This window comes from Nocardia niwae NBRC 108934 = DSM 45340 (genome assembly GCF_001613465.1).
GTDB classification, from domain to species: Bacteria; Actinomycetota; Actinomycetes; order Mycobacteriales; family Mycobacteriaceae; genus Nocardia; species Nocardia niwae.
The window spans coordinates 39712-66596 of the sequence record NZ_BDCK01000036.1 but is presented as its reverse complement, the minus strand read 5'-3'; the positions used below and the strand labels follow the sequence as shown (position 1 = coordinate 66596).

22 protein-coding genes are annotated in these 26885 nt (G+C 70.8%); 11 read left to right on the top strand and 11 right to left on the bottom strand.

The features are described 5' to 3' along the window. Window positions 1–185 precede the first annotated feature (185 nt). The 3 genes from NNI01S_RS25305 to NNI01S_RS25295 all read right to left on the bottom strand — a co-directional run bounded on the left by NNI01S_RS25305 (window position 186) and on the right by NNI01S_RS25295 (window position 2075). On the bottom strand, window positions 186–755 hold the full coding sequence (locus tag NNI01S_RS25305; protein ID WP_063022637.1) for a carboxymuconolactone decarboxylase family protein: 570 nt from the start codon (window positions 753–755) through the stop codon (window positions 186–188). 108 nt (window positions 756–863) lie between these two features. After that, window positions 864–1241, bottom strand: coding sequence for a nuclear transport factor 2 family protein (locus NNI01S_RS25300; protein ID WP_063022636.1), 378 nt, complete (start codon window positions 1239–1241; stop codon window positions 864–866). Window positions 1242–1280: 39 nt separating this feature from the next. Continuing rightward, entirely contained in the window at window positions 1281–2075 is a 795-nt protein-coding gene (locus NNI01S_RS25295) for an AraC family transcriptional regulator (RefSeq protein WP_063917654.1), read from the bottom strand. 376 nt (window positions 2076–2451) lie between these two features. On the opposite strand from NNI01S_RS25295, the gene mihF reads away from it, so the two are divergent. Then, a complete protein-coding gene (gene mihF, locus NNI01S_RS25290; protein WP_040865486.1) occupies window positions 2452–2766 on the top strand; it encodes an integration host factor, actinobacterial type in 315 nt (104 codons plus the stop codon). Between the two features lie 47 nt (window positions 2767–2813). Here the strand turns inward: mihF and NNI01S_RS25285 are convergent, their stop codons facing one another. From NNI01S_RS25285 to NNI01S_RS25270, 4 genes are all read right to left on the bottom strand, one after another. After that, window positions 2814–3395, bottom strand: coding sequence for a hypothetical protein (locus NNI01S_RS25285; protein ID WP_063022635.1), 582 nt, complete (start codon window positions 3393–3395; stop codon window positions 2814–2816). An 80-nt stretch (window positions 3396–3475) separates the two neighbouring features. After that, entirely contained in the window at window positions 3476–4315 is an 840-nt protein-coding gene (fdhD, locus tag NNI01S_RS25280) for a formate dehydrogenase accessory sulfurtransferase FdhD (protein WP_063022634.1), read from the bottom strand. A 208-nt stretch (window positions 4316–4523) separates the two neighbouring features. After that, entirely contained in the window at window positions 4524–6821 is a 2298-nt protein-coding gene (locus NNI01S_RS25275; protein ID WP_063022633.1) for an FdhF/YdeP family oxidoreductase, read from the bottom strand. Between the two features lie 225 nt (window positions 6822–7046). Next, window positions 7047–8234 (bottom strand): FHA domain-containing protein, encoded by a 1188-nt coding sequence (locus tag NNI01S_RS25270; RefSeq protein ID WP_063022632.1) that lies wholly within the window; start codon window positions 8232–8234, stop codon window positions 7047–7049. Between the two features lie 598 nt (window positions 8235–8832). Here NNI01S_RS25270 and NNI01S_RS25265 point away from each other — a divergent pair. Next, complete coding sequence (locus NNI01S_RS25265; protein WP_063022631.1) at window positions 8833–9504, top strand: TetR/AcrR family transcriptional regulator; 672 nt, start codon at window positions 8833–8835, stop codon at window positions 9502–9504. Between the two features lie 43 nt (window positions 9505–9547). After that, complete coding sequence (locus NNI01S_RS25260) at window positions 9548–10066, top strand: GNAT family N-acetyltransferase (RefSeq protein WP_063022630.1); 519 nt, start codon at window positions 9548–9550, stop codon at window positions 10064–10066. A gap of 12 nt (window positions 10067–10078) precedes the next feature. Here the strand turns inward: NNI01S_RS25260 and NNI01S_RS25255 are convergent, their stop codons facing one another. Next, complete coding sequence (locus NNI01S_RS25255) at window positions 10079–11620, bottom strand: glycerol-3-phosphate dehydrogenase/oxidase (RefSeq protein ID WP_063022629.1); 1542 nt, start codon at window positions 11618–11620, stop codon at window positions 10079–10081. Window positions 11621–11662: 42 nt separating this feature from the next. After that, on the bottom strand, window positions 11663–12298 hold the full coding sequence (locus tag NNI01S_RS25250) for a TetR/AcrR family transcriptional regulator (RefSeq protein WP_063022628.1): 636 nt from the start codon (window positions 12296–12298) through the stop codon (window positions 11663–11665). A 177-nt stretch (window positions 12299–12475) separates the two neighbouring features. On the opposite strand from NNI01S_RS25250, the gene NNI01S_RS35760 reads away from it, so the two are divergent. Together NNI01S_RS35760 and NNI01S_RS25240 are read left to right on the top strand one after the other, a co-directional pair. Next, complete coding sequence (locus NNI01S_RS35760) at window positions 12476–14053, top strand: FAD-binding oxidoreductase (RefSeq protein ID WP_063022664.1); 1578 nt, start codon at window positions 12476–12478, stop codon at window positions 14051–14053. Continuing rightward, window positions 14050–14994, top strand: a complete 945-nt coding sequence (locus NNI01S_RS25240) for a YegS/Rv2252/BmrU family lipid kinase (protein WP_063022627.1) — start codon at window positions 14050–14052, stop codon at window positions 14992–14994. Before NNI01S_RS35760 ends, NNI01S_RS25240 begins: the two co-directional genes overlap by 4 nt. A 16-nt stretch (window positions 14995–15010) precedes the next feature. On the opposite strand, the gene NNI01S_RS25235 is transcribed toward NNI01S_RS25240, so the two are convergent. Both NNI01S_RS25235 and NNI01S_RS25230 read right to left on the bottom strand, forming a co-directional pair. Continuing rightward, window positions 15011–15670, bottom strand: coding sequence for an AAA family ATPase (locus NNI01S_RS25235; protein ID WP_245676362.1), 660 nt, complete (start codon window positions 15668–15670; stop codon window positions 15011–15013). A 156-nt stretch (window positions 15671–15826) separates the two neighbouring features. After that, complete coding sequence (locus NNI01S_RS25230) at window positions 15827–16420, bottom strand: helix-turn-helix domain-containing protein (protein WP_063022626.1); 594 nt, start codon at window positions 16418–16420, stop codon at window positions 15827–15829. Window positions 16421–16510: 90 nt separating this feature from the next. Between NNI01S_RS25230 and NNI01S_RS25225 the strand changes: the two genes are divergently transcribed. The 6 genes from NNI01S_RS25225 to NNI01S_RS25200 all read left to right on the top strand — a co-directional run bounded on the left by NNI01S_RS25225 (window position 16511) and on the right by NNI01S_RS25200 (window position 26590). Then, on the top strand, window positions 16511–17437 hold the full coding sequence (locus tag NNI01S_RS25225; protein ID WP_063022625.1) for an NAD(P)/FAD-dependent oxidoreductase: 927 nt from the start codon (window positions 16511–16513) through the stop codon (window positions 17435–17437). A 290-nt stretch (window positions 17438–17727) separates the two neighbouring features. Continuing rightward, complete coding sequence (locus NNI01S_RS25220; RefSeq protein WP_063022624.1) at window positions 17728–20406, top strand: valine--tRNA ligase; 2679 nt, start codon at window positions 17728–17730, stop codon at window positions 20404–20406. Between the two features lie 77 nt (window positions 20407–20483). Beyond that, on the top strand, window positions 20484–21869 hold the full coding sequence (folC, locus tag NNI01S_RS25215) for a bifunctional tetrahydrofolate synthase/dihydrofolate synthase (protein WP_435825020.1): 1386 nt from the start codon (window positions 20484–20486) through the stop codon (window positions 21867–21869). A gap of 115 nt (window positions 21870–21984) precedes the next feature. Further along, on the top strand, window positions 21985–22401 hold the full coding sequence (locus tag NNI01S_RS25210) for a DUF4233 domain-containing protein (RefSeq protein ID WP_063022623.1): 417 nt from the start codon (window positions 21985–21987) through the stop codon (window positions 22399–22401). A 131-nt stretch (window positions 22402–22532) separates the two neighbouring features. After that, window positions 22533–22949: a nucleoside-diphosphate kinase gene (ndk, locus tag NNI01S_RS25205; RefSeq protein WP_063022622.1), complete on the top strand. Its 417-nt coding sequence runs from the start codon at window positions 22533–22535 to the stop codon at window positions 22947–22949. Between the two features lie 470 nt (window positions 22950–23419). After that, window positions 23420–26590, top strand: coding sequence for a translation initiation factor IF-2 N-terminal domain-containing protein (locus tag NNI01S_RS25200; protein ID WP_063022621.1), 3171 nt, complete (start codon window positions 23420–23422; stop codon window positions 26588–26590). Window positions 26591–26885: the final 295 nt, after the last annotated feature.

The following is a 26885-nucleotide window of genomic DNA, read 5'->3' as shown; positions in this document are numbered from 1 at the left end:
CCGAAGACGCCGGCACGGCCCGCCGTTCGGCGACATTCGCCACGGCAGTTCGCCGACCGCGATCCGGCCAGGCGACGTCAACATCTCATATTCTTAGTGCATTCCGGGCCGTAGCGACAGTCCGGAGTACACGCGGCGCTGAAAGACCAGGTCGACCCGACCTTGCCCGCAGCGCCGCGGTCTTTTCACGCCCATGGCACCCGGCACGAATCGGTGCTGAAGCCCTGCGCGGTGATCCCGAGGGCCGAATTGAACCGGGCGCGTGAGTTTTCCAGTGCGATGTGATAGCTGAGTTCCACGACGCCGGCTCGGCCGAAGCGCCGCTCCAGGTCGGCGACCTGCTCGTCGGTGACCGCCGTCGGCGTGGCCGTCATCGCGTCGGCGTAGGCGATGGCGGCGCGCTCGTCCTCGGAGTACAGCGGCGAGGTCGCGTAGTCGGCGATGTGCTCGAGCCGTGCGACGTCCAGTTCGCCCAGGCGCATGAGCATGGCGCCGAAGTCGACGCACCAGGAACAGCCGATCGTCCACGCCGTGCGATAGACGGCGATTTCCCGGATGACGGCAGGCAGGGCGTTGCTGGCCTTGTCCACCATCGTCTCGTGCACCGCGCTCGCGGTCAGCAGTCCGGGATGGTTGGCGGTGACGGCGAAGGGCTCCGGCACTTCGCGGAAGCGGCGCTTGGCCAGCCGGTAGAGCAGCTTGGTCGTCGGTCCGGCCTGCTGCGGGGTGACGGCGGCGATACGGGTGGCGCCCATGTCGATCTCCTTCGATCAGCGGATCTGGTTCCTACTTCTCGGACGAGAGACCGTGCCGGAATGTGATGGGGCCGCGATGTGACGTGGCGCACCCGGCCGCCGCGCGTGCTACTCGGGCTCGACCCGCATGTCCTCCTGGCTCCAGTAGGCGCGCATCCCGGTGATCCGGCCCTCCTCGTCGAACTCCATCACGTCGATCGGCGACAGGACGAAGCGCTGTCCACCGACCTTGGTGACGATGGTGAACGGGAACGCGGCCTGATTGCCCGCGATCCTGACGTCCTCGGGCCGCAGCTCGGTCTCCCGATCGAGTGCAGCGATCACCTCGTAGAACTCGCGGATGGCGGCGTGGCCCCGCTTGGGCGGGGTGCCGACCGGATCCTCCACGATCGCGTCGGGCGCGTACAGCTCGACGATGTCCTCGGTCGGCCCCGAGCCGACCAGCTTGACGTACTGCTCGACCACGTCGCGGATCTGTTTGGCCATCGAGTCTCCTCCGAAGTGAAACGTGTTCTAGTTTCTAGCCTAGCAAGGTCGCGCGCCCGATTCGATCCCTTCCGCCTCGTCCAGCACGACGATCCGGACCCCCGTCGCGAGCAGCGCGGTGGCCGACAGCCCGAACAGAGTGCGGAAGGCGTCACTGAAATGCGAAGGACTGGCGAATCCCGCGTGGGCCGCCGCCACGGTGAGGTTCGCGCCCTCGGCGACGGCGCGTCCGGCGCCGAGCATCCTGCCCCAGAGCCGGTACCGGCGGAACGACGTCCCCGCCTGGGCGGCGAACAGGTGCAGGAAGCGCGACTCCGACAGATGCGCGGCGGCGGCGAACCGGCCTGCTGGGACATCTCGCGCCGGATGGGCGAGCAGGGTCGCCATCGCCTCCGCTACTCGACGGTCCGTCGCGGGCGTCGGCGCGATCGCGGCGAGTCCGGCCAGCGCGCGCGGATCGGGGCGCGCTCCGGTCGCGGCGGCGGCCAGCGCGGCCTCCGCTCGGTGATCCAGTCCGAATTCGTTGTGCCACCGCGACATCCGGTCGCGGCATGCCCGGGCGCCGCGGGAGCCCGGGTCGAGATAACAGAACAGCATCTGGCCGCCGCCCGCGATCAGCCGGTGCATCCGGCGCGGCGGAATCAGCGCGCTGCGCAAGATGTGCGCGCCGCCGTCGGCCTCCAATGTGAACGGAGCGTCCACCCCTACGGCAAGGCAGTCGACCGCGGTCGAATGCGCCTGCAGACGCAGCGATGGCCCGCGATAGATCGCCTGCCCGGCCCACAGCCACAGAACCGCGGACGAGGGCGTGCCCGGCGAAGTGCTCGGCGCCATGCCGCCATGCTGTCACGGCTGTGCGCGGCGCGCTGTCGCTCGATTGTCGCGGGATCTGGACGGCGTTCTCCGGTGAGCGACCGTCCGGACTCGGGGGATCGCCGTTGATCCCCCCGGTTCGCCGTTGAACCATGGCCCGCGTTCGTCATCTGCTGATTCTGTCGGGAACCGCGGCCCCCGCGTTACCGGTGTTCCTTTCGTCCTTTTCGCCCGTCGTGCATCGGACGGTTACCGGTTCCGACGGCGTCGATCGGGGAAATTCATCGCCATTTCCGCTGCTCGTGCCCCGGTGTGTCGAGCTTGCGCGCCCGGTGCCGTGCTGTTTACTCGGTCCGGTCAACCAGACGTTCGAGTGACGAGTGGAAGCGGAGGAGACATGGCACTGCCTACCATGACCGCAGAGCAGCGCACCGAGGCCTTGGCCAAGGCGGCTGCGGTCCGCAAGGCACGCTCCGAACTGATCGGCAAGGTGAAGGAGGGCAAGGTCTCGGTCGCGGACCTGCTGAAGAAGGCCGACTCCGACGAGCTGGTCAAGAAGACCAAGGTGGCCGCGGTGATCAAAGCGCTGCCCGGTGTCGGGCCGGTGAAGGCCGCCAAGTTGATGGACCAGGCGGAGATCCCCGAGGATCGCCGCATCGGTGGTCTGGGCGCGCGTCAGCGCGCGGCACTGCTCGAAGCGCTGAAGGACTGACGGGCGGGGAATTCGGCGGCCGCGGGGTCATCCGTGGACGCACCGGATCACGCCCGTGGTGATCTCCCACGGGCGTCCCGGGCTCGCCGATCGGCGGAGGCGCGCGGACGGCGGCGCGGAAAACGCAGGGTGACCGGCTGCGGGTCCGACAGCGGCAGGTCGCCGCGCGGCGGCACGAAGACACACACCGCTCCACCGGCCACGAGCAGGAAAGCCGCGATCACGCTGGCCGTGAAGCTGGCCGCGCCGAGCCCGGCGGGGTGGTGGAGAACGTGGTACAGGAAATGGGGGACGCCGAAGGTCAGCCAGCCGATGCCGGCGAGCCGGGCCGCCGTGACCCGGTTGACCACCAGCGCGGCGATCGTCACCGCTGTCAGCGCCAGGAAGAAGGACCCGACGTCGGCGGCCAGATGGTGGTTGTACGGGCCGTCCGCCGCCACCCACCGGATGCCGAACCCCGGAAAACTGGTGTACCAGGACTGCGGCGCGAGGGTGGCCCAGAGGCCGACGATCGCTCCTTGCACCGCCAAGACGGCCAGCACGATGCGCGTGAGCAACAGGCGGCGGTACTGCTGGAATCGCATCCGCACCCGCAGGCCATCGGAATTCCCCTCCACCGAGATCCGCATCGGCCGCTCCGTTCTCGCCGAACCCGTTCCGGCTCCGTGCAGTCACGGTAAAACGGGTACCCGGCGCGGGCAATAGTGAGTCAGGCCAACAACGAGTCGGCACCCGGGGCACGGTGGACTCGTTCGGGGGCGCTGTAGATGTTCATGGTGTCGCCGCGGAGGAAGCCGACCAGGGTGAGCCCGGCCTCGGCAGCGAGGTCGACGGCAAGCGAACTGGGCGCGGAGACCGCGCCGAGTATCGGAATCCCGGCCATGACGGCTTTCTGCACCAGTTCGAAGGAGGCGCGCCCGCTGACGATCAGTACGAGATCATGGCCGGGTACGCGAGTTTCGCGGAGCGCCCAGCCGATCACCTTGTCGACGGCATTGTGCCTGCCGATGTCCTCGCGCACGGCCAGTGGCCTGCCCTCGGAGGTGAACAGGCCGGCGGCGTGCAGGCCGCCGGTGGCGTCGAAGACGGACTGGCGGTCGCGCAGGCTGTCCGGCAAGGCGGCCAGGACGCGGGTGTCCACCGCGGGGCCGCCGGGGGACAGGGGAAATCGGGTGCGGGTGCGGACTTCGTCCAGAGCGGTCTTGCCGCACAGCCCGCAGGCTCCGGTGGTGAGGAAGGAACGGGTCCGCACCGGCACGGAGGTGCGCAGGGTGAGATCGAGGACGTTGTAGGTGTTGCGGCCCTCGTCGTCGGTGCCCGCACAGTAACGGGCCGCCACGATGTCCTCGGCAGAGCCGATGATGCCCTCGCTCAACAGGAATCCGTGCACCAGATCGATGTCGGCGCCCGGTGTGCGCATGGTGACCGTCAGCGACTGCCCGCCGAGGCGGATTTCCAGCGGCTCCTCGACGGCGAGGGTGTCCGGACGCTGGATGTCCGCACCGGGAGTGATCCGGCGCATCCGGCGGCGAGCGGTGACGCGACTCATGCTCGGTCCCTCTCGTCCGGCGTGGTTACGCTGCGCTGCCGCCTCCGGGCCTGACCGGTCATGCTGTGTGTGTTGTCGGCATGAGCGGGGCCCTGCGTGGTTACGCTGCGCTGCCGCCTGCGGGCCTGACCGCTCATGCTGTGTGTGTTGTCGGCATGAGCGGGGCCCTGCGTGGTTACGCTGCGCTGCCGCCTCCGGGCCTGACCGCTCATGCCGGTGCCGCCTCGAGGCGGATGGTGACCGCTTTGGAGACGGGTGTGTTCGAGCGTTTCGCGACGTGGTCCAGCGGCACGAGGGGATTGGTTTCGGGGTAGTAGGCGGCGGCGTTACCACGCGGCGTGGGGTAGGAGACCAGGCGGAAGCCCTCGACGCGGCGTTCGGTGCCGTCGGTCCATTCGGAGACGAGGTCGACCACGTCGCCGTCGCGGAAGCCCGAGGCGGTGATGTCGTCGGGGTGGACCAGCACCACCTTGCGGCCGTGGTGGATGCCGCGATAGCGGTCGTCGAGGCCGTAGATGGTGGTGTTGTACTGATCGTGGCTGCGCAGGGTTTGCAGGATCAGCCTGCCCGGCGGGACCGGCAGCCAGCTCAGTTCGTTGACCGCGAAATTGGCCTTGCCCGTGGCAGTGCGGAACTCGCGGGCGTCGCGGGGCGGGTGGGGGAGCTGGAAGCCGTTGCGCGCGCGCACTTTGGCGTTGTAGTCGGCGCAGCCGGGCACGACGCGGGCGATGGCGTCGCGGATGTGGTCGTAGTCGCGGGCGAAACGGGCCCACGGCACCGGGTGTTCGGGGCCGAAGAGCGCCTGGGCGAGTTCACAGACGATGGCGACTTCGCTGCGCAGCTGATCGCTCACCGGCTTCAGCCGTCCGGTGGACAGGTGGACCATCGACATCGAGTCCTCCACCGAGACCTGCTGTTTGCTGCCGTCCGGGGCCAGGTCGAGGTCGGTGCGTCCGAGCGTCGGCAGGATGAGCGCGGTGCGGCCGTGCACGACGTGGCTGCGGTTGAGTTTGGTGGAGACCTGCACGGTCAGCGCGCAGCCGCGCAGCGCGGCCTCGGTGACTGCGGTGTCCGGAGTCGCGGAGACGAAGTTGCCGCCCATGCCGAAGAAGGCTTTCGCGTGTCCGTCGCGCATGGCGCGGATAGCCGCGACGGTGTCGAAGCCGTGCTCGCGCGGGCTGGCGATGCCGAACTCGCGGTCGAGGGCGTCGAGGAAAGCGGCGGGCATCTTCTCCCAGATGCCCATGGTGCGGTCGCCTTGGACATTGGAGTGGCCGCGCACCGGGCACACCCCCGCGCCCGGCTTGCCGATCATGCCGCGCAGCAGCAGCAGATTGGTCGCCTCCTCGATGGTGGCCACGGCGTGGGTCTGCTGGGTCAGGCCCATCGCCCAGCACACGATGATGTTGCGCGAGCGGGCGAACAGCTCGGCGGTGTGCTCGAGTTCGGCCCTGGTGAGGCCCGTCGCTTCCAGTACGGTGTCGAAATCAACCGCGCGCACATGCTTTTCGTACCCGGCGTAGCCGGCGCAGTGAGCATCGACGAACGCCCGGTCGACCACCGTGCCCGGCGCTCGATCCTCGGCTTCCAGTAGCAGCCGGCCCAGCGCCTGGAACAGGGCCATGTCGCCGCCGAGGCGGATCTGCAGGAAATCGTCGGCGATCGGCACACCGGTGGTGACGCCTTTGACCGTCTGCGGATCACGGAACCCCAGCAGTCCGGTTTCCGGCAGCGGATTGATCGCGACGACCCGGGCGCCCGCCGCCTTGGCCGCGGCGAGCGCGCTGAGCATCCGTGGGTGGTTGGTGCCGGGATTCTGTCCCGCGACCACGATCAGGTCGGCCTTGGCGAAGTCGTCGATGGAGACCGAGCCCTTGCCGATCCCGATCGAAGCCGACAGCGCCGTGCCGGAGGACTCGTGGCACATATTGGAGCAGTCCGGCAGGTTGTTGGTGCCATAGCTGCGCACCAGCAGCTGATAGAGGAACGCGGTCTCGTTGCTGGTGCGGCCTGAGGTGTAGAACACCGCCTCGTCCGGCGAGTTCAGGCCGAGCAGTGTGTCCGCGATCAGCCGGTAGGCGTCGTCCCAGGCGATGGGGCGGTAGTGGGTGTCGCCCGGCCGCAGCACCATGGGGTGGGTCAGTCTGCCCTGCTGCCCGAGCCAATAGCCGGACTTCTCGCTCAGCTCCGCCACCGAATGGGCCGCGAAGAACTCCGGCGTCACCGTGCGCAGCGTGGCTTCCTCCGCGACGGCTTTCGCGCCGTTCTCACAGAACTCGGCGGGCCTGCGATGGCCGGTCGGCTCCGGCCACGCGCAGCCGGGGCAGTCGAAGCCGTGCACCTGGTTGACCCGGGCCAAGGTGCGGGCGGTGCGCACGACGCCCATCTCCTCGATCGAGCGTTTCAGCGCCACCGCCACGGCGGTGACGCCCGCGGCCTGCTCTTCGGGCGGGGTCACCGTCAGCTCGGACTCGTCGATGTCGCGGCTCGGTCCGTTTCGGTGCATGCCGCCATTGTCCTCTCCGTGTGGTCGGAACCGGGCGGGGACCGGCCGGCCGGGCGTCCTCATCGCCCGAGTCGGGCCGGGCGCGCGGGACCGGCCGCCCTGCGTCGTCGCCGATCTGGACGTGCGTCACGCATGTCGCACCGATCCGGGCGCGCGACGTCCTTCTCTGTGGATGCCGGAGCGGGTGCTCGACGCCCGGCTCCGGTCGGTCGAGGAATCGGGCGATCAGGATCGGCGGCGCGCTGCCGCGATATCGGCCGTGCCTGTGCGTTGCTCGTCGCCGCGATAGGTGAGGATCCGCTCGCTGATGCGCACGCGCCAGCCCGGCGGGAGTTCTGTCGGGGACGTGCTGATCCGGGTCCACTGATCGGTGCCGGGACCGGCGATGAAAGTGCCCGAGGTGGCGGCGGCGTCCCGGACGTATACCTTGCCGCCGTCGACCGACACATACGCGTGCACGCGTGAGACGTGGCGATCGCGCTGGATGACGATCGGCGCGGCGGTGGCGGCGCGCACCGATTCGTCCACCTGCGGCCCGCGCCCGATGACGTAGGCGCGGTTCAGCGGGTAGGCCTCGCCGTCCTCCGTGACCAGCGCACCGACGGCCGCGTCCGCGGCCGGGCGCGGGGCTCGGGTTCCGCCGTTCTCGGGGACTTTGCGCAGGGCGACCGGTTCGTGTGCGGGCTGCACCTGGGACCAGGCGAGCGGGCGATCCGGGACGTGCCGGGGCGGACGGGGTTTGGCCAGGAGGCGGGCCGACTCGGTCGGCCGGGCCACCGGAGCCGACCCGGTCGGCCGGGCCGCCGGGGACGGATGGGCGACGGCGTCGTCGGCGCCGGTCGGTTCGGGCATCGCGGCGAATCCCGCCGCCGCCGTCGGCTCCGGCTCGCCCTTGGTGGAGGACTCGGAGGGGCGGGGCTCGACGGTCTTCCCGGCGCGTCGCACCGCGGCGTGCAAGACGAATCCACCGCCGGGGACCACGCCTGCGCGCAGGTCCGTGCGGGGGAGTGCGGTCGGCGGCGTGCCCGTGTCCGCGCCGATCGTGATGCGGCGCACCGGTTCGCGCACGATCTCGTCCACCCAGGTGAACGCGCGTCCGCCGTCGAGGCGGCGGGCGCCCTCCGCGCCTTGGATCTCCGCGGTCACCGGTCCGCGCAACAGAATCAGCAGGCCGTCGCCGGTGGGCGCGACCACGCCGAACGGCGGTGGTTGGACCGTGGCGCCGAAGATCACCGCGGCCAAGCGTTGCGCCAGCGCGGCGCCGGGATGCTCCCCTTCGGCCACGGCTTCGATGGTGCCGAGTATTCGGTCCGTGGAGGTCGTTTCGGCCCCGAGGTAGGCGACGACCGCACCGAAGCGGGCGACGAGTCCGTCGCCCGGTGCGACACCCACGGTGGACGGTTTCCTGCGCACCCGCGCCCTCCTTTCCGGCGCACTACCGGCATTCCGAAGCCAGCATAGAGCGTCGGCGACAACCGAACCGGGGTCTGCGAGCATTGCGAAGCGGAATGCGGAAATGCTCCGGCATACCGTCGGGTTCTCGAATCCCGCTCTGGCGCGCGTCTTCTCGCGAGCGGTTGCTTCGACTGTCGGCAAGGCTGTGAGCTGCGCGTTGTGGCGTTTTCCGCAATGGGTGACGGTCATGCTCCGGGCCGCGTCGTTGTGTGATGGGTCACGGATGGATTCGTCGACACTGCCGACGCTCGGTGCGGGTTGGCGGCCCCGCCGCGCCACCAGGTCCGCAGATTTGCCCCGCCGCGCTCGGTGTCTCGCAGTCGCATGCCGGGCGTATCGCCCCCCATCGCAGGTGGGCTGCAGCCACCACCGCGCCGCAGGAAAGCTGTGCTGATTCGGGCCACTTGTCGGTACCGGGGCGGTGACGAAGGCGCCGGAGGTCGACCCGACTGCGCCGTTGCGTCGCCCGGCCCCGACCACGGCATGCCGCGGGTGGTTCCGTCACCGGCCCGCGCCGGTTGCCCGAACGCCGTTCGTCCGTGGTTATGCTCGGCCCATGAGCGCAGCAGCCGTCAGCCGCCGGGCCCGCCCGGCCAAAGCTCCGCTGAGCCGCGAGGTGATCGTCGAGACCGGTCTGCGCATCCTGGACCGCGACGGTGCGGCGGCGCTGACCATGCGCCGGGTGGCGCAGGACTTGGACACCGGGGCGGCCTCGCTGTACGTGTACGTCACCAATCGCGACGACCTGATGGCCGCCATGCTCGACCACGTCCTCGGCACCGTCCCGGAGCCGGCCGGGGCGAGCTGGCGGGAGCGGCTCACCGCACTGACCGCCGCCATGGTGGCGGCGATGAGCAGGCACGAGGGGCTGGCGCTGGTCGCGCTCGGTGCGATTCCGAGCAGCCCGAACGCGCTGCGGCTGGTGGAGCTGATGCTCGGCGCGCTCACCGAGGCGGGCTTGGACGACCGGACCGCGTCCTGGGCGGTAGACCTGCTCTATCTGCATGTCACCGCCTCGGCGGCCGAACAGAGCGCGCACGACATCGGCGGCGGCACCGAACAGGAGTACCTCGCCGCGATCGAGCGGCGCTACGCCGAACTGCCCGCCGACCGTTATCCGACCGTCGTGGCCATGCGGGAGGCACTGCTGTCGGGTGACGGCGACGCCCGCGCGGCCTGGGCTGTGCGAGTGCTGATCAACGGCATCCTCGCTACCCCGGCGGGGTGAAATTCGCTGGCCCGCGTCCGGTGGGCCGCTGCACAATGGGCCGGTGATCCGCCCCGCGACGACCGAAGACCTACCCGTGCTGCAGGAGATCGAACGTGCGGCGGGTAAGCCGTTCGCGGAGATCGGCATGACGGCCGTAGCCGACGACGAACCGCCCTCGAAGGCGACGCTGCGCGAGTTCCAACGGGACGGGCGCGCCTGGGTGAAGATCGACGCCGATCTGCCGATCGGCTACCTGATCGCGGGTGTGGTCGATGGAAACGGCCATATCGAGCAGGTTTCGGTGCATCCGGACCATGCCCGGCGCCGGATCGGCAAACACCTGATCGATCGGGCCGCTCGATGGGCCGCCACGGCGGGCCTGCCCGCGATGACGTTGACCACCTTCACCGAGGTGCCGTGGAACGGTCCGTATTACGAGCGGCTCGGCTTCCGGTACCTGTCGTCGGACGAGGAGACGCCGGGGTTGATCGCCCTGCGTGCGGCCGAACGGGCACACGGCCTCGACCGCTGGCCGCGTGCTTGCATGCGCGCGGAACTGACCGAGTGGGCGATGGACTGAACCCGCGGTGAATCACGCGAGGGCGCGCGCGGCCGCGGGCGCCGCGGCGGCGCGGTCCTCGGCGACCAGGCCGATGCGGGTGCGCCGATCCAGCAGATCTCCGGCCTCGAGCGCGCCCTCGTGGGACACCGCGAACGCGAATTCGGCGCCCAACACGTCCATTCCGGGCGCGACCGGCTCGGCGAGCGCGGGATCGCGCCGCGCCGCGGCCAGTACGTAGGCCGCCTCACTGCCGTAGCGCTCGATCAGCACGGGCGGGGCGTCGATGCGGTCGCGCGCCGCGCCGGACACCGCCCCCACCAGCGGCAGCCGCCGGGTCCGGGACGGCCCCGCGGCGAGACCTCCGTGCGCGACCGCGGCGTCGATCGCGTCCTCGGCCATCTTCCGGTATGTGGTGAGCTTGCCCCCGACGACGGTGACGACACCGGTCGGGGAACGCAGCACCGCGTGCTGCCGGGAGATGTCGGCCGTGCTGTCGTCAGCGGTCTGCAGCAGTGGCCGCAATCCGGCGTATGAGCCACGAATATCGTTGCGAGTCAACGGCTCACGCAGGGCCGGATTGATCGTGTCGAGCAGGAAATCGATTTCGGTCGCGGTGGGCCGGGGCTCGTCGGGTACCGGGCCGGGCGCGTCCTCGTCGGTCAAGCCCAGGTACACCCGGCCGTGCGCGGCGGGGAAGGCGAAGACGAAGCGGCCGATGCTGCCGGGCACCGGTACGGTGAGCGCCGCGGTGAGGCCGCCGAAGGATTCGGCGGAGAACACCAGATGTGTGCCGCGGCTCGGGCGCAGCCGGATGCTCGGGTCCACCTGATCGGCCCAGACGCCGGTGGCGTTCACCACCGTGCGCGGTCGCACCGTGAGGGTCTCGCCGGTGCGGGTGTCGCGCAGGGTGGCCGTCTGCCCGGTCACCTCGCGCGCTTCGACGCGGGTCAGGACTCGCGCGCCGTGCGCTGCCGCCGTGCGCGCCAGCGCGACGACCAGGCGTGCGTCGTCGACCAGTTGCCCGTCCCAGGCTTGCAGGCCGCCGCGCAGGTCCGCGCGCCGCACGGTCGGCGCGAGCCGCACGGCCTCCGCGGCGGCGACGCGCCGGGACCGGGGCAGCAGCGCCGCGGGCGTGCCCGCGCCGCGCCGCAGCAGGTCGCCCGCCAGGAAACCGGCGCGCACCAGAGCGGCTTGTGTCGTACCGACATTCGGCAGCAGCGGCACCAGCTGGGGGAGCGGGCGCACCAGATGCGGCGCGGTGGTGCGCAGCAGGATGCCGCGTTCCACCGCGCTCTCGTGGGCGATCCCGATCCGGCCGCTCGCCAGGTAGCGCAGGCCGCCGTGCACCAATTTGGAACTCCAGCGGCTGGTGCCGAAGGCCAGGTCGTGGCGTTCCACCAGGACGGTGCGGAGCCCGCGGGCGGCGGCCTCCAGCGCGGCCCCCGCGCCGGTGACGCCGCCGCCGATCACCAGGACGTCGATCTCGGCGCCGTCGCCGAGCCGGGACAGATCGGCGGCGCGGCGCGCGGCGTTCAAGGCGGAGTCTCCGGTACGCACCGAATCAGTACTCATCACAATGCCTTTCGGATTCAGTGGGCAGCGCCGGGGCAGTACTCATCGCGACTGCGCTCGGGCGGCGTCCTCGGCCGTTTCGTGGGCGCGATCGTCGAGGTAGCCGTCGATCGCGCGACGGAGTTCGGTGTCGAGGTGCTCGCCCGCCAGCAGTGGCGCGACGGTGCCCGCCGACTGCACCGCGGACTGGGCGATCAGCAGCAGCATCGTGGCCATCCGCTCCGGATCGCCCGCGCGGATCGAGCCGTCCCGCTGGCCGTCTCGGATACCCGCCGCGAACAGCTCGATCAGCGCGCGCTGGTTGCGCCCGAGCCTGCCGAAGACGTAGGTGAGCATCAGGTCGGTGTCGGTGCGGAAGATTTTGCCGAACAGTGGATTCGTCCGGATCGTCGCGGACCCGGCGACCACGCCCTCGACCAGCCTGGCCCGTGCGTTGCCCGCCGACGGCATGGTCGCCGCCACGATCCCGCGCAGCTCACGAACCAGCAGTTCGGCCACGAGCGCGCCGGTGTCCGGCCAGCGGCGGTAGACGGTCGGCCTGCTGACCCCCGCCCGCCGCGCCACCTCGGTGAGCGTGGTGCGGCGCACGCCGAACTCCTCCACGCAGGCGCGGGCGGCGTCGAGGATCGCCAGGTCGGTCGCCGAGGGGTGCTCGGCGGGGGCATCGGGAGCGGTCAAAGCGTCACCACCGGGGTCGAGCGGCCGACGGGGCGTCGACCAGGAGGAATCTGTCCTGATGTTCGTTACTGCTTGACAGTATATGTCAAACTGTAACGCATGGCGGACACGCAGCAGCACACCGACGAGGAGCCGGCTCTGTCGGCAAAGACCGGCCCGAGCGACTCGGCGGCGAGTATGGTCTGGGATGCCTGGGGCATCCCGGCTGGGCACCAGCCACTTTCGGAACGGATCCGCGGTCTGCTGACACAGGTGTTCGGTGTCTCCGGCAATCCGGTGGCGCGCCGCGATGAGGGCGACGTGCCACTGCGCGAATCGGCGTTGACGGCCGCGCGGCGAGCCGGGCTGGTCGAGGTGGTCGGACCCGGGAACGTGTCGGCCGACCACCGCGATCGGCTGCGGCACGCCGGCGGGAAGAGCACGCCCGATCTACTGCGCCGCCGGGCCGAGGGGCCGCAGGACGCGCCGGATGCCGTCGTCTTCCCGGCCGATCACGACGAAGTTCTCGCAGTGCTCGCCTACTGCGCGCGGCATGCCATCGCGGTGGTTCCGTTCGGCGGCGGCACCAGTGTGGTCGGTGGCGTCGATCCCGTGCGCGGGCGCTTCGGCGCCGTGATCGCCCTGGACCTGCGCAGGCTCGGCGGGCTGACCGAAATCGATCCGGTCAGCGGCACCGCCACGCTGGGCGCGGGCCTGACCGGTCCGCGCGCGGAGGAACTGCTCGGTGCGCAGGGGCTGTCGCTCGGTCACTTCCCGCAGAGCTTCGAGTTCGCCACCCTCGGCGGCTTCGCGGCGACGCGGTCGTCGGGCCAGGCCTCGGCGGGCTACGGCCGTTTCGACGACATGGTGCAGCGACTGAAGATCGCCACCCCCAGCGGCACACTGGAACTCGGTCGCGCGCCGGCTTCGGCGGCGGGGCCGGACCTGCGCGAGTTGTTCGTCGGCTCGGAGGGCACGCTCGGCGTGATCACCGAGGTCACGCTGCGGGTGCATCCGGTCCCGGAAACCGTCGCCTATCAAGCGTGGTCGTTCCCGGACTTCACGACCGGCGCCGCAGCGTTGCGCGCGGTGGTGCAGGCGGGCGCGGCGCCCACGGTGCTCCGCTTGTCCGACGAGGCGGAGACCGGGATCAACCTCGCCCGCTCCGGCGACATCGGCGGCAACCCCGTGGCCGGGTGCCTGGCCGTCACCACCTACGAGGGCAGCGCGGCGCATGTCGCCGCGCGCAGCGCCGAAGCGGCCGCCGTGCTGGCGGCGGCGGGCGGCTCGTCCTTGGGTGAGACACCGGCCCGGGAATGGGAGCACGGTCGTTTCGCCGCGCCGTACCTGCGCGACGCGCTGCTGGACGTGGGCGTGCTGTGCGAAACGCTGGAGACGGCCACCACCTGGTCGAATCTGACCGCGCTGAAGGCCGAGGTCACCGCGGCGCTGACCGATTCGCTCAGCGCGCAGGGCACCCCGCCCCTGGTCATGTGTCACATCTCGCACACCTACCCGACCGGCGCGTCGCTGTACTTCACCGTCGTCGCCAAGCAGCTCGACGACCCGCTGACCCAGTGGCGGGCCGCCAAGCGCGCCGCCGGGGACGCGATCATCGCCGCGGGCGGCACCATCACCCACCACCACGCGGTGGGCACCGATCATCGCCCCTGGGTGCCCGACGAAGTGGGCGATCTCGGCGTGCGCGTGCTGCGCGCGGTGAAGGCCGAACTCGACCCCGCGGGCATCCTGAACCCCGGAAAGCTGGTGCCGTGAACGACTATTCGCCGGTGCGCAAGATCACCGTGGTGACCAATCCGCGGTCCGGGCACGGCAGGGGAGGCGACGCGGCGAGCGTCGCGATCGCCCGCTTTCGCGCGGGCGGGGCGGACGTCACCGAGGTATGTGCTCCCTCGGCCGCCGAAACCGTGCGCCAGGTGCGGGATTCGATCGCGGGCGACGTGCGGCCCGATGCCGTGGTCTGCGTCGGCGGGGACGGTCTGATCAACGTGACCCTCCCGGCCGTCGCCGAGACCGGCGTCGCGCTCGGCATGATTCCCGCGGGTACCGGCAACGACCTGGCCAGGGAGCTCGGCGTGCCGACCGACGACCCGCAAGCCGCCGCCTCGCTCGTGTTGCGCGGGCAGACCAGAGCGATCGACCTCGGCCGCATCGAGTCGTCCGCACCGCCGATGTGGTTCGCCACGGTGGCGGGCACCGGGTTCGACGCGCGGGTCACCCTGCGCGCCAACGAGATGCGCTGGCCGAGGGGCAGGCTGCGTTACACCGTCGCCGCGCTGGCGGAGATCTCCGGGCGCTTCACCGTGCCCTACCGGGTCGAGCTGGTGGACGCGGTGACCGACGGGCTGACCAACCCCGGCGCGGGCTCGGAGTTGGAGGCCGAGGCGGTCATGGTCGCGGTCGGCAACACCCGCACCTACGGCGGCGGCATGCTGATCTGTCCGGACGCGCTGATGGACGACGGACTGCTCGACTTGACCGTGGTCGGCGCGTTGTCGCGCGGGGAGATGCTGCGCCTGCTGCCCGCGCTCTCGGCGGGCAAACGGCAGGTCCACCCGCAGGTCAAGCAGTTCCGCGCCGCGGCCGTCACGCTCACCGCGGCGGGTGCGCCCGCGACCGCCGACGGCGAACCGGCGGGCACGCTGCCGATCACGATCCGGGCGGTCCCCGGGGCGCTGACGGTCCTGGTCCCCTGACCCAGGCGGCGGCCGGTCAGGCGAACGTCACGCCCCGCAGATGGTTCACGGCCGCGCGGTCGACGATGACCACCGACCGGGATGCGCAGGTGGTCGGCCCGCACTCCGTCGCCACGGTGTGCATCAGCCGCCGCCAGCGCCGCACGTGCAGCCGGAAGATCACGTGGTTGATCCGCCGGCCGCGGCTGTGCTGGCCCGCGCGGGCCACCGCCGCGGGCACGTCCAGCATGAGCAGGTGCAGGTCACGATCCGCCGCCCAGCGCGCGATCAGGGCGCGTGCCCAACCGAAAGTGGCGCAGTCGTGGATGACAACCGGCCCGTCGACCTCCCGCAGCGCGGTGCGAATGGCCTGGAAGTGCGCGGCGTGCACCAGCGGACGCCACAGCAGGTAGGGCAGCCACCACAGCTTGGGCCGCCACCGATTACGGGCCTGCATCGAGTCGAGCACCAGCACTCCGGCGGGACTGCGGGACGGCGCGGTGGCCGCCGCGTCGGCGCCGAAGAACTTGCGCAGCGCGGTGCTCTTGCCCGCGCCGGGGACGCCGGCGACGAGCAGTGCCGCCGCGGCGGGGTACCGGATTTCCGCGATCGCGTGGCCGCGCAGATCATGTAGCGTCTCCGGGACCAGGACCGGCAGCCGGGGGTCGGAGGCGTACGCCTCCAGCGGGGGGTTCACCTCTCCCAGCGTCCGCAGCCGGGACGTGTTCGGCAACCGGGAAAACCCTGGTTTTTCTTGGGGATTCACCGGAGGAGGAACGCCTGGGGTATTCACCCTTTCCAGGGTCCGGAAAATTCACGTTTTGGCAATAACGGACATTTCGGACAAGGCGGTTCACGCGCGCTTCCGGCTCGCCGACCGTGCGCGAAGATGCATTCGTTCGCCCTGGGACCCGAAAAGGCTCAGAATTTCCACCGGGCCCCGGCCCGCGCTGCCGAACCAATGCGGTTGACGGGTGTCGAATTCCGCGGCCTCGCCGGGGCCGAGCACCAGATCGTGCTCGCCGAGCACCAGCCGCAGTCGGCCGGACAGCACGTAGAGCCACTCGAAACCCTCGTGCACCTTGGGGTCGGGTTCACCGCGCTCGGGCGGGATGATGATCTTGAACGCCTGGAGCGGACCCGGTTGGCGGGTGAGCGGAACGATGGTGAGCCCGTTCATCTTCCGCGCCGTTGTGTGGACCCGGGGATCGGCGATCGCGGGCGCGGCCACCAATTCGTCCAGTGGCACCTGGTGGGCCATCGCGATCGGCAGCAGCAATTCCAGGCTCGCTTTTCGCTGACCGGCCTCGAGCCTCGACAGCGTGCTCTTGGAGATCCCGGTGCTTTCCGACAGCGCGGTGAGCGTGACGTTGCGGCGGGTGCGCAGCGCTTTGAGGCGTGGGCCGATGTCGGCGAGGGCCTGGGTGACAGCCGGTGGTGTGGACATGTCACCAGTGCACCGCGTTTTCCCGGATTCGGCAACATTTGTTGCTGATCGTTGAGCGCAAGGGCACTGTGTCGGTGGAGGTGATCGCGGATGAGCGAGACATATGACGTGGTGATCGTGGGCGGCGGAGCGGCGGGACTGTCCGCCGCGCTGGTCCTGGCACGGGCCCGGCGGCGCGTCGCGGTGGTCAGGGGCGGTGCGCCGCGCAACGCGCCCGCCGAGCACATGCACGGGTTCCTGTCCAGGGACGGGATGCCGCCCGCGGATCTGCTGGCGAGCGGGGTCGCCGAGGCCACGAGCTACGGCGCGGAGATGATCGACGACGTCGTCGTCGGCGCCGAGCGGACGGGGGAGTCGGACCACACGCTGCGGCTCGGCGGCGGCGCGGCGCTGCGGGCTCGTCGCGTCCTCGTGGCCACCGGGCTGCGTGACGAACTGCCGGAGCTGCCCGGAGTGCGTGAGCGCTGGGGACGTGACGTGCTGCACTGCCCGTACTGCCACGGCTACGAGGTCCGGGACCAGCCGATCGGCGTGCTCGGCGGGGCGGAGCCCGGCGCCCTGGCCCGTGCGGTGCATTTGGCGCTGCTGCTGCCCCAGTGGTCGGACGACGTCGTCTTCTTTTCGAACACGATGACCGTGTCCGGCGGTGACCGCGCCCACCTGGACGCGCGCGGCGTCCGGCTGGTCGAAGGCGAGGTGGCCCGGTTCGTGGTGGACGACCGGCTGCGCGGTGTGGAACTGGCCGACGGCCGGGCGGTGCCGAGGAGCGCGATGTTCGTCGCCCCGACCTTCCGGGCCAACGACGACGTGCTGGTCGCGCTCGGTTGCGCGTTCGACGCCGGCGGCTGGGTGACGACGGACGCTACCGGACGCACCAGCGTGCCGGGTGTGTGGGCCGCGGGCAACGTCAGCAATCCGGCAGCTCAGGTCATCTCCGCCGCGGGAGCGGGCTCGACCGCCGCGATCGCGATCAACGGCGACTTGGTGCTGGCCGAGGCCGCCGCGCTCGCCCGATAAGGGGAATATCCGGGGTACAAAATGCCGGAAGCTGAGAATTGCTTATGGATTCCAGGGCCGGACTCGGATCGCCGGTAAGCTACTGACATAGGCGGAGTGTTCGGTGTCCCTCATCCACCGAAGACTCCGCCTTTCTTTGTCTTCGTCGCGGAATACCGTCCGCCCCGTCACCCCGCGGGCGGATATGCACCGTGATTTCCGGCGCGCGTCGACCGGCGGATCCGCAGGGAAGCGGTGACCAGGGGCGACCGACCCGAGGTCGGCGGATCGGCGGGCTCTAGAATCGCGGGGTGACCAGCGCAGCCCCTGACAACACGCGTAATCGTGCCGATGCCCTCCCCAAGAGCTGGACTCCCGGCGAGGTGGAGGCCGAGATGTACGAGCGCTGGGTAGCCGCCGGATATTTCACCGCCGATCCGGACAGCGGCAAGCCGGCCTATTCGATCGTGCTGCCGCCGCCGAACGTCACCGGCACGCTGCACATGGGCCATGCCCTCGACCACACCCTGATGGATACGCTGTCGCGCCGCAAGCGCATGCAGGGTTACGAGGTGCTCTGGCTGCCCGGCATGGACCACGCGGGCATCGCCACCCAGACCGTGGTGGAGAAGCAGCTCGCGGTGGACGGTAAGACGAAGGAAGACTTCGGCCGCGAACTGTTCGTGCAGAAGGTGTGGGACTGGAAGCGGGAATCCGGCGGCGCCATCCAATGGCAGATGCGCGCGCTCGGCGACGGTGTGGACTGGAGCCGGGACCGCTTCACCATGGACGAGGGCCTGTCGCGCGCCGTGCAGACCATGTTCAAGCGGCTCTACGACGCGGGCCTGATCTACCGCGCCGAGCGGCTGGTGAACTGGTCGCCGGAGCTGCGCACCGCGATCTCCGACATCGAGGTGAAGTACGAGGACGTGGAGGGCGAGCTGGTCTCGCTGCGCTACGGCTCGCTCGACGACGGCGAACCGCACGTCGTGGTGGCCACCACCCGGGTGGAGACCATGCTCGGCGACACGGCCGTGGCCGTGCATCCGGAGGACCCGCGTTACCGGGCCTTGATCGGCACCACCCTGGAGCATCCGATCACCGGACGGCAGATCCCGATCATCGCCGACGACTACGTCGACCCCGAATTCGGCTCCGGCGCGGTGAAGATCACCCCGGCACACGACCCCAACGACTTCGAGATGGGTCTGCGGCACGGGTTGCCGATGCCGACCGTCATGGACGAGCGCGGCCGGATCACCGGCACCGGAACCGAATTCGACGGCATGGACCGTTTCGAGGCGCGCGTCAAGGTGCGCGAGCGGCTCGCGCGGGAGGGCCGCGTGGTCGCCGAGAAGCGGCCGTACCTGCACAGCGTCGGACACTCCGAGCGCACCGGCGAGCCGATCGAGCCGCGGCTGTCCATGCAGTGGTGGGTGAAGGTCGAGTCGCTGGCCAAGGCCGCCGGTGACGCGGTCCGCAACGGCGACACCGTGATCCACCCCAAGAGCCAGGAGCCGCGCTGGTTCGGCTGGGTCGACGACATGCACGACTGGTGTATCTCGCGCCAGCTGTGGTGGGGCCACCGCATCCCGATCTGGTACGGCCCCGAGGGTGAAGTGGTGTGCGTCGGGCCCGACGAGCAGGCGCCGGAGGGCTGGGTGCAGGACCCGGACGTGCTGGACACCTGGTTCTCCTCCGGCCTGTGGCCGTTCTCCACGATGGGCTGGCCGCACGCCACCGCCGAACTCGAGAAGTTCTATCCCACCAGCGTGCTCGTCACCGGCTACGACATCCTCTTCTTCTGGGTGGCGCGGATGATGATGTTCGGCACCTACGTCGCCGAGGACGCCGCGCTGACCGCGGGCAAGGGCGGCGAACGCCAGGTGCCGTTCAAAGACGTGTTCCTGCACGGCCTGATCCGCGACCAGTTCGGCAAGAAGATGTCCAAGTCGCGCGGCAACGGCATCGACCCGCTGGATTGGATCAACGCCTTCGGCGCCGACGCCACCCGGTTCACCCTCGCCCGCGGCGCGCAGCCCGGCGGTGACCTCTCGGTCGGCGAGCCCCATGTGCTCGCTTCGCGCAGCTTCGTGACGAAGCTGTTCAACGCGACCAAGTTCGCGCTGATGAACGGCGCGCGGGTGGGCGACCTGCCCGCCCGAGCGCAGCTCACCGACGCCGACCGCTGGATCCTGGACCGGCTGGACGCGGTGCGCGCCGAAGCCGATACCGCGTTCGACGCCTACGAGTTCGGCAAAGCCTGCGAGGCGCTCTACCACTTCGCCTGGGACGAGCTGTGCGACTGGTACCTGGAACTGGCGAAGGTGCAGTTCGCCGCCGACGGGGCGCGCGCCGAGGCGACCCAGCTGGTGCTCGGCTCGGTGCTGGACGCGGTGCTGCGCCTGCTGCATCCGGTCATCCCGTTCGTCACCGAGTCGTTGTGGCAGGCGCTGACCGGCGGCGAGTCGGTGGTGATCGCGCCCTGGCCGCAGGCCTCCGGGGTGCCCGCGGATCAGGAAGCGGCGCAACGCGTCTCGGACACTCAGCGGTTGATCACCGAGATCCGGCGGTTCCGCAGCGACCAGGGCCTGGCGGACAAGCAGAAGGTCGCGGCCAAGCTGATCGGCCTCGACACGGCGGGGCTCGGCGAGCAGACGGCGTCGGTGGCGAACCTGGCGCGGCTCACCGAGCCCGGGGCCGACTTCGCCGCGACCGCGTCGGTGGAGGTCCGCCTGAGCACCGCCACGGTCACCGTGGAGCTGGACACCTCGGGCGCGGTCGACCTGGACGCCGAACGCCGCAGGCTGGAGAAGGACCTGGCCGCAGCGCAGAAGGAACTCCAGGGCACCGCCGCCAAGCTCGGCAACGAGGCGTTCCTGGCCAAGGCGCCCGAGCACGTGGTCGACAAGATCCGCGGCAGGCAGCAGGTCGCCTCCGACGAGGTGGCGCGCATCGGGGCTCGACTGGCGGAATTGAGCGGCAGGTGAACCACGAGCCGGAACCGCAATACGGCGACGACGAGCGCCGTGGCGGCGGCGCGCGGCTCGGCTCCGGTCCCTCCCCGGTGGAACTGGCGGAGATGGCGCTGGTCGAGGCGGAACTCGACAAGCGCTGGCCGGAGACCAAGATCGAGCCCTCGCTGACCCGGATCGCCACGCTGATGGACCTGCTCGGCTCGCCGCAGCAGAGCTACCCGGCGATCCACATCGCGGGCACCAACGGCAAGACCTCGGTGACCAGGATGATCGACGCGCTGCTCACCGCGCTGCATCGCCGCACCGGCCGGCTCACCAGTCCGCATCTGCAGCTGGCCACCGAGCGGATCAGCATCGACAACGCGCCGATCACGCCCGCGAAGTACGTGGAGATCTATCGCGAGCTGCTGCCGTACGTCGAGATGATCGACAAGCAGTCGGCGGCCGCGGGCGGCCCCGCGATGAGCAAGTTCGAGGTGCTCACCGGCATGGCGTTCGCCGCTTTCGCCGAGGCGCCGGTCGACGTGGCGGTCGTCGAGACGGGATTGGGCGGCACCTGGGACGCCACGAACGTCGTCGACGGGCAGGTCGCGGTGATCACGCCGATCGGCTTGGACCACACCGACTACCTCGGCCCCGACCTCACCTCGATCGCGGGGGAGAAGGCCGGGATCATCAAGCGCGCCCCGGAAAGCCTGGTGCCGCGCGACAACGTCGCGGTGATCGCGCAGCAGGAACCCGAGGCGATGGAGGTGCTGCTGCGCCGCGCCGTCGAGATGGACGCCGCGGTCGCGCGCGAGGGCTCGGAGTTCCGCGTGCTCGCCCGGCAGATCGCGGTGGGCGGGCAGCAACTCGAGCTGCAGGGCCTGGGCGGGGTGTACGACGAGATCTTCCTGCCGTTGCACGGCGAGCATCAAGCGCGCAACGCGGTGCTCGCGCTCGCGGCGGTGGAGGCGTTCTTCGGGGCGGGCGCGCAGCGCAAGCTTGACATGGACGCCGTACGCGCCGGCTTCGCGAGTGTCACCAGCCCGGGGCGGCTGGAGCGGATGCGCAGCGCGCCCACCATCTTCATCGATGCCGCGCACAACCCGGCCGGTGCGCGAGCGCTGGCCGCGACACTGACCGACGAGTTCGACTTCCGCAAGCTGGTCGGGGTGGTCGCGGTGCTCGGTGACAAGGACGCCGACGGCATCCTCACCGCGCTGGAGCCGGTGTTCGACGAGATCGTCGTCACCAGCAACGGTTCACCGCGCGCGCTGGACGTGGAGACGCTCGCCGACCTCGCGGTCCAGCGGTTCGGCGACGAGCGCGTGGTCTCCGCCGCCACCCTGCCCGACGCGCTCGAGACCGCGATCGCGATCGCCGAAGAGGTAGGCGAAGCGGGCGAGATGGTGTCCGGCGCCGGAGTGATCGTGACGGGGTCGGTGGTCACGGCGGGCGCGGCGCGCGCGCTGTTCGGGAAGGACCCGGCGTGAGCGCCGGGTGCGCGAACGGCGGCCGATCCGAGCTCGGTCGGACCGTTTACGCCGAGAACCACCGCAGGAACGCCGGACACCATGTGAGCCCGGCGGATGCCGAGGAGGGCACAGCATGAGCGAACCGGCCGACCGAGACGAGCAGGCGGTGCCCGCCCCCGCGACCGACCCGTGGAAGGGTTTCCGCGGGGTGATGGCGGGGACGCTGGTTCTCGAGGCGATCGTGGTGCTGCTGGCGTTGCCGGTGGTGGCGGACGTCGGTGGCGGGGTGACCTGGTTGTCCGGCACCTATCTCGTGGTTCTCGCGGTGGTGATGTTCCTCGGGGCCGGGTTGCAGCGGCGGTCCTGGGCGCTGCCCTTCAATCTCGGCCTGCAGGTGCTGGTCCTGCTGGGCGCGTTCATCCATCTGTCCATCGGCGTGATCGGCGTGGTGTTCGGCGTGGTCTGGGGCTTCATCCTGGTGCTGCGCGCCGACGTGCGCGGCCGGATGGAGAAGGGCCTGCTGCCCAGCCAGCGCATCCAGCGGTCGTAGCCGCCGAGGCCGCCCGGCGAGGGCGCTGCGGGGCCCGCTCCCCCCGGAGGCCGGGGCGCGGACGCCGCCGGTTGCCGATCAGCCCGACCGCTGGTGCGGCGCCCGGAAGCGCGCCGGATAGGCTGTGCGCCGTGACTGAGCAGACGTTGGTACTCATCAAGCCGGACGGTGTGGCCCGTGGCCTTGTCGGCGAGGTGCTGGCACGGATCGAGCGCAAGGGCCTGAAGATCGCCGCCCTCGAACTGAAGCAGGTGTCGGAGGAGCTGGCCAAGGGCCACTACGCCGAGCACGCCGAGAAGCCGTTCTTCGGGTCCCTGATCGAGTTCATCACTTCGGGCCCGGTCGTCGCCGCCATTCTGGAGGGCCCCCGCGCCATCGCCGCGTTCCGCCAGATCGCCGGTGGCACCGATCCGGTGGAGAAGGCCGTACCCGGCAGCATTCGCGGAGACTTCGCTCTGGAGACGCAGGAGAACCTGGTCCACGGCTCCGATTCCCCCGAATCGGCCAAGCGCGAGATCGCGCTCTGGTTCCCCGAGTTGCCTGCCTGACCACGTCTCGATCGTCGTGCCCGCGCCGCCGCGACACCGGTGTTCGCGCCGCGGGCCGAGCCGAGTCGAGCGCCGATGGCGAACGCCCGGCGCGCGGTGTGGGATACTGGCATCGGCTGCTTTCGACGCAGACTGTTCGTGCAGGTGCGCGAACGAGACGTGACGAGTGCAGCCGGATGACACCAAGGTTCGATGCCGATCATCGCTGCCATGGACAAACGGCCTGGTCACCGGGTCGGATGTTCGCGTAGGCACGCTGGATGAGCGCTCGAACCGCGGAGTTCAGCCATACAGCCAGGCGCCGCGTGACCAGTTAGCCCGAACGACGAACAACCGAGGAGATAACCGGGCACGCGGGGCGAGACCACTTGATCTCGCGCCCACCGGGTGCGAGTCGAACGGACAGCGCCCCCGCGTCGGCCGCGTCACTCCCGCCGGGAGGGACGCGCCCGGGGGCCCGAGGAGACTTCGTGGCCGATCAAGAGCCGCTGGATACAACATCACAGGATGCCGAACAATTGCCGGAGCGAATCCGAGTTCATGCACTCGCCAAGCTGCTGGGGGTAACGAGCAAGCGCATCCTGGCCAAGCTGACGGAGATGGGGGCGGACGCGCGCAGCGCGCAGTCGAACGTCGACCGGGCCGTCGCGGAGTCGGTGCGCGACGCCTTGGTGACGGTCGAGGCCGACGCCGCGGCCGAACAACCCGCCGCGGGGCAGGCCCCCGCACCGGCCGCCGAACCCGCGGCGGACGCGACCACCCAGGCGGCCCCGGCGCAACAGCCGGAACCTCCGCGCGCGGCGCAGACCGACGCTCCCTACACCGGTGCGGGCGTCATCTTCTCCGCGCCGGACGTGGCGAGCTCCACGCAGCAGCCGTCCACCGGTGCGGCGGCGACCCACACCCAGCTGTTCACGCACTCGGAGCGACCCGAGGCCGAGCCGGTTGCCCCGGCCGTGTTCGAGGCCGCCGCCGTCGTGCAGGCGCCGCTGTTCCTGCCGCCGGACGCCGCGGCCGCCGAGCAGGCGCGCAGACAGCGGCGCGCCGAGCGGGAAGCCCGCCGCACCGAGGAGCGGGCGCCCGAGCCCGTCGAGGACGAGACCGAGGTCGCCGAGGACGAGCGCGAAGCCTCCGACGACCAGCAGGGCGACGCCGAAGGCCAGCCCCGGCGCAGGCGCCGTGGCCGCCGCGGGCGGGGTCGCGGCCGGGGTGAACAGCAGTCCGAGGCCGACGGCGACGACGAGGACGCCGAGACCGAGACCGAGACCGAGGACGAGTCGGCCCCCGCGGCCGCCGAGCCCGCCGAGGCGGAGTCCGCGGAGACCGGCGAGGGCGAGGACGAGGACGGCGTGCCGGAAGGGGCGAGCCGTCGTCGTCGCCGTCGTCGCCGTCGCAAGGTAGCCGGCGAGTCCGGCGAGAGCGAGTCCGCCGACGACGATCCGCCGAACACCGTCGTGCACGAGCGCGAGCCGCGCAACAAGACCCGCAGCCGCGCCGCGTCCGACGAGGTCCAGGGCATCACCGGCTCCACCCGGCTGGAGGCCAAACGCCAGCGCAGGCGCGACGGCCGCGAGGCGGGCCGCCGCCGTCCGCCGATCCTGACCGAGTCGGAATTCCTGGCCCGGCGCGAAGCGGTGGACCGCGTGATGGTCGTGCGCGAGAAGTCCTTCCCGGACCACCCGACCGCGACGCAGGTGGCCGTGCTCGAGGACAACGTCCTGGTCGAGCACTTCGTGACGAGCACCGGGTCGGCGTCCATGGTGGGCAACGTCTACCTGGGCAAGGTGCAGAACGTGCTGCCCAGCATGGAGGCCGCGTTCGTCGACATCGGCCGTGGCCGCAACGGCGTGCTCTACGCCGGTGAGGTCAACTGGGAAGCCGCGGGCCTCGGCGGCAAGGAGCGCAAGATCGAGCAGGCGCTCAAGCCCGGCGACCAGGTGCTTGTCCAGGTGAGCAAGGACCCGGTCGGCCACAAGGGCGCGCGACTGACCACGCAGATCAGCTTGGCCGGGCGTTTCCTGGTGTACGTCCCCGGCGGCACCTCCACCGGCATCAGCCGCAAGCTGCCCGACACCGAGCGCAAGCGGCTGAAGGAGATCCTGCGCGACATCGTGCCCGCCGACGCCGGTGTGATCATCCGCACCGCCTCCGAAGGCGTCAGCGAAACCGAGCTGGCCCGCGACGTGGAGCGGCTGCAGGCCACCTGGCGCACGATCCAGCAGCAGACGGGCAAGGACAACAACGCGCCCAAGACGCTCTACGAAGAGCCCGACCTGCTGGTCAAGGTCATCCGCGACCTGTTCAACGAGGACTTCTCCAAGCTGGTCATCGAGGGTGACCGGGCCTGGAGCACCGTCGAGAAGTACATCGGCACCGTGGCGCCGGACCTGCTCGCCCGGGTCTCCCGGCACGAGAACAACGGCGTCGACGTCTTCGAGACCTACCGGATCGACGAACAGCTGGCCAAGGCACTGGATCGCAAGGTGTGGCTGCCCTCGGGCGGCACCCTGGTGATCGATCGCACCGAGGCCATGACGGTGATCGACGTGAACACCGGCAAGTTCACCGGTTCCGGCGGCAGCAATCTGGAGGAGACGGTCACCAGGAACAACCTGGAGGCGGCCGAGGAGATCGTGCGCCAGATGCGGCTGCGCGACATCGGCGGCATGATCGTCGTCGACTTCATCGACATGGTGCTCGAGTCCAACCGCGATCTGGTGCTGCGCCGCCTGACCGAGGCGCTGGGCCGGGACCGCACCCGCCACCAGGTTTCCGAGGTCACCTCGCTGGGCCTGGTCCAGATGACCCGCAAGAAGCTCGGCACCGGTCTGGTCGAGGCGTTCTCCACCACCTGCGAGCACTGCCACGGCCGAGGCATCCTCGTGCACACCTATCCGGTGGAGACCGGTTCCGGCGAAGAGACGGCCGGACGCACGCGCGAGAGCGGTTCGCGCAGGCGGCGTGGCCGGGACAAGGCCGCGCCCGCGCCCGCCCAGCCGGCGAACGGGTCCGGGTCCGGGCCCGCGCCCGAGAACTCCGACGAGGAGGCGGCGGTCAGGCGCGCGCATCCGGTGGCGCTGGCGATGGCGGCGCACCAGTCCGACGAGCCGGAACAGGCCGAGGACGCCGCAGCCCAGCCGCACGCCGCGGTTACCGGCGAAACCACCGAAGAGCGGGTGGTCGCGGAGACCGTCGAGGCCGCGGTGGCGGTGCCCGCCGAGGAGCCGGAGACCGAGCCCGCCGAAGTGGTCGAGGTCATCGAAGAAGTCGAGAAGGTCGAGCCGGTACCGGCGCAAGAGCCCGTCGCCGTCGCGGAGCCCGCTTCTGCTGCGGAGCGGGAGCCGCTCGCCGAACCCGTCTCGGTCGACGAGCCCGTCCCGGCATCGGAGAACGGTGCGGCCGCCAATGGTGTCGCCGAAGCGGGCGCGGCCCGTCCGCCTCGTCGCCGGAGGGTTGCCCGTTCGGCCGCCGCGCCCGCCGCGGACAGCTCCGGAGCGGTGTTCGTGCTGCCCACCGGTGAGCAGGCGCCCGCGCCCGCGATCGACTACTCCCAGTCGGAACCGGTCGAATTGCCGCAGCGCAACCGGCCGCGCAGACGAGCGGTCGGCCGTCCGGCTGGTGCGCCGGAAGCATCGAACTGAGTCGTCGCTCACGTTCCGTGGCCCCCGCCGGTCGTTCCGGCGGGGGCCACGCTCGTCCCGGCAGCGAACCGGTGGCATGACCGCGGGGCGGGCGTGGATGCCGGTTTGGTCGTCGAGGTGGCCGTCCTGTAATCTTGGACAGTCGCTGCCCGGTGACAACATGTTTTGTCTTCGTGGCCCGGTTCTCGACAGTTCGATACCGAGAGCCGCCAAGGTGCCGAGGCGGTGGCGATTACCAGACCAGTCGTGTGGCGGTTTCCGGTGGTATCAGGCCGGAGGAGTCGCCGCGTGAGCA

Excerpts from the sequence above, each read along its gene's own strand:
- NNI01S_RS25305 (WP_063022637.1), bottom strand. The coding sequence starts at position 755 with ATGGGCGCCACCCGTATCGCCGCCGTCACCCCGCAGCAGGCCGGACCG.
- NNI01S_RS25300 (WP_063022636.1), bottom strand. The coding sequence starts at position 1,241 with ATGGCCAAACAGATCCGCGACGTGGTCGAGCAGTACGTCAAGCTGGTC.
- NNI01S_RS25295 (WP_063917654.1), bottom strand. The coding sequence starts at position 2,075 with ATGGCGCCGAGCACTTCGCCGGGCACGCCCTCGTCCGCGGTTCTGTGG.
- mihF (WP_040865486.1), top strand. The coding sequence starts at position 2,452 with ATGGCACTGCCTACCATGACCGCAGAGCAGCGCACCGAGGCCTTGGCC.
- NNI01S_RS25285 (WP_063022635.1), bottom strand. The coding sequence starts at position 3,395 with ATGCGGATCTCGGTGGAGGGGAATTCCGATGGCCTGCGGGTGCGGATG.
- fdhD (WP_063022634.1), bottom strand. The coding sequence starts at position 4,315 with ATGAGTCGCGTCACCGCTCGCCGCCGGATGCGCCGGATCACTCCCGGT.
- NNI01S_RS25275 (WP_063022633.1), bottom strand. The coding sequence starts at position 6,821 with ATGCACCGAAACGGACCGAGCCGCGACATCGACGAGTCCGAGCTGACG.
- NNI01S_RS25265 (WP_063022631.1), top strand. The coding sequence starts at position 8,833 with ATGAGCGCAGCAGCCGTCAGCCGCCGGGCCCGCCCGGCCAAAGCTCCG.
- NNI01S_RS25255 (WP_063022629.1), bottom strand. The coding sequence starts at position 11,620 with ATGAGTACTGATTCGGTGCGTACCGGAGACTCCGCCTTGAACGCCGCG.
- NNI01S_RS35760 (WP_063022664.1), top strand. The coding sequence starts at position 12,476 with ATGGTCTGGGATGCCTGGGGCATCCCGGCTGGGCACCAGCCACTTTCG.
- NNI01S_RS25230 (WP_063022626.1), bottom strand. The coding sequence starts at position 16,420 with ATGTCCACACCACCGGCTGTCACCCAGGCCCTCGCCGACATCGGCCCA.
- NNI01S_RS25225 (WP_063022625.1), top strand. The coding sequence starts at position 16,511 with ATGAGCGAGACATATGACGTGGTGATCGTGGGCGGCGGAGCGGCGGGA.
- NNI01S_RS25210 (WP_063022623.1), top strand. The coding sequence starts at position 21,985 with ATGAGCGAACCGGCCGACCGAGACGAGCAGGCGGTGCCCGCCCCCGCG.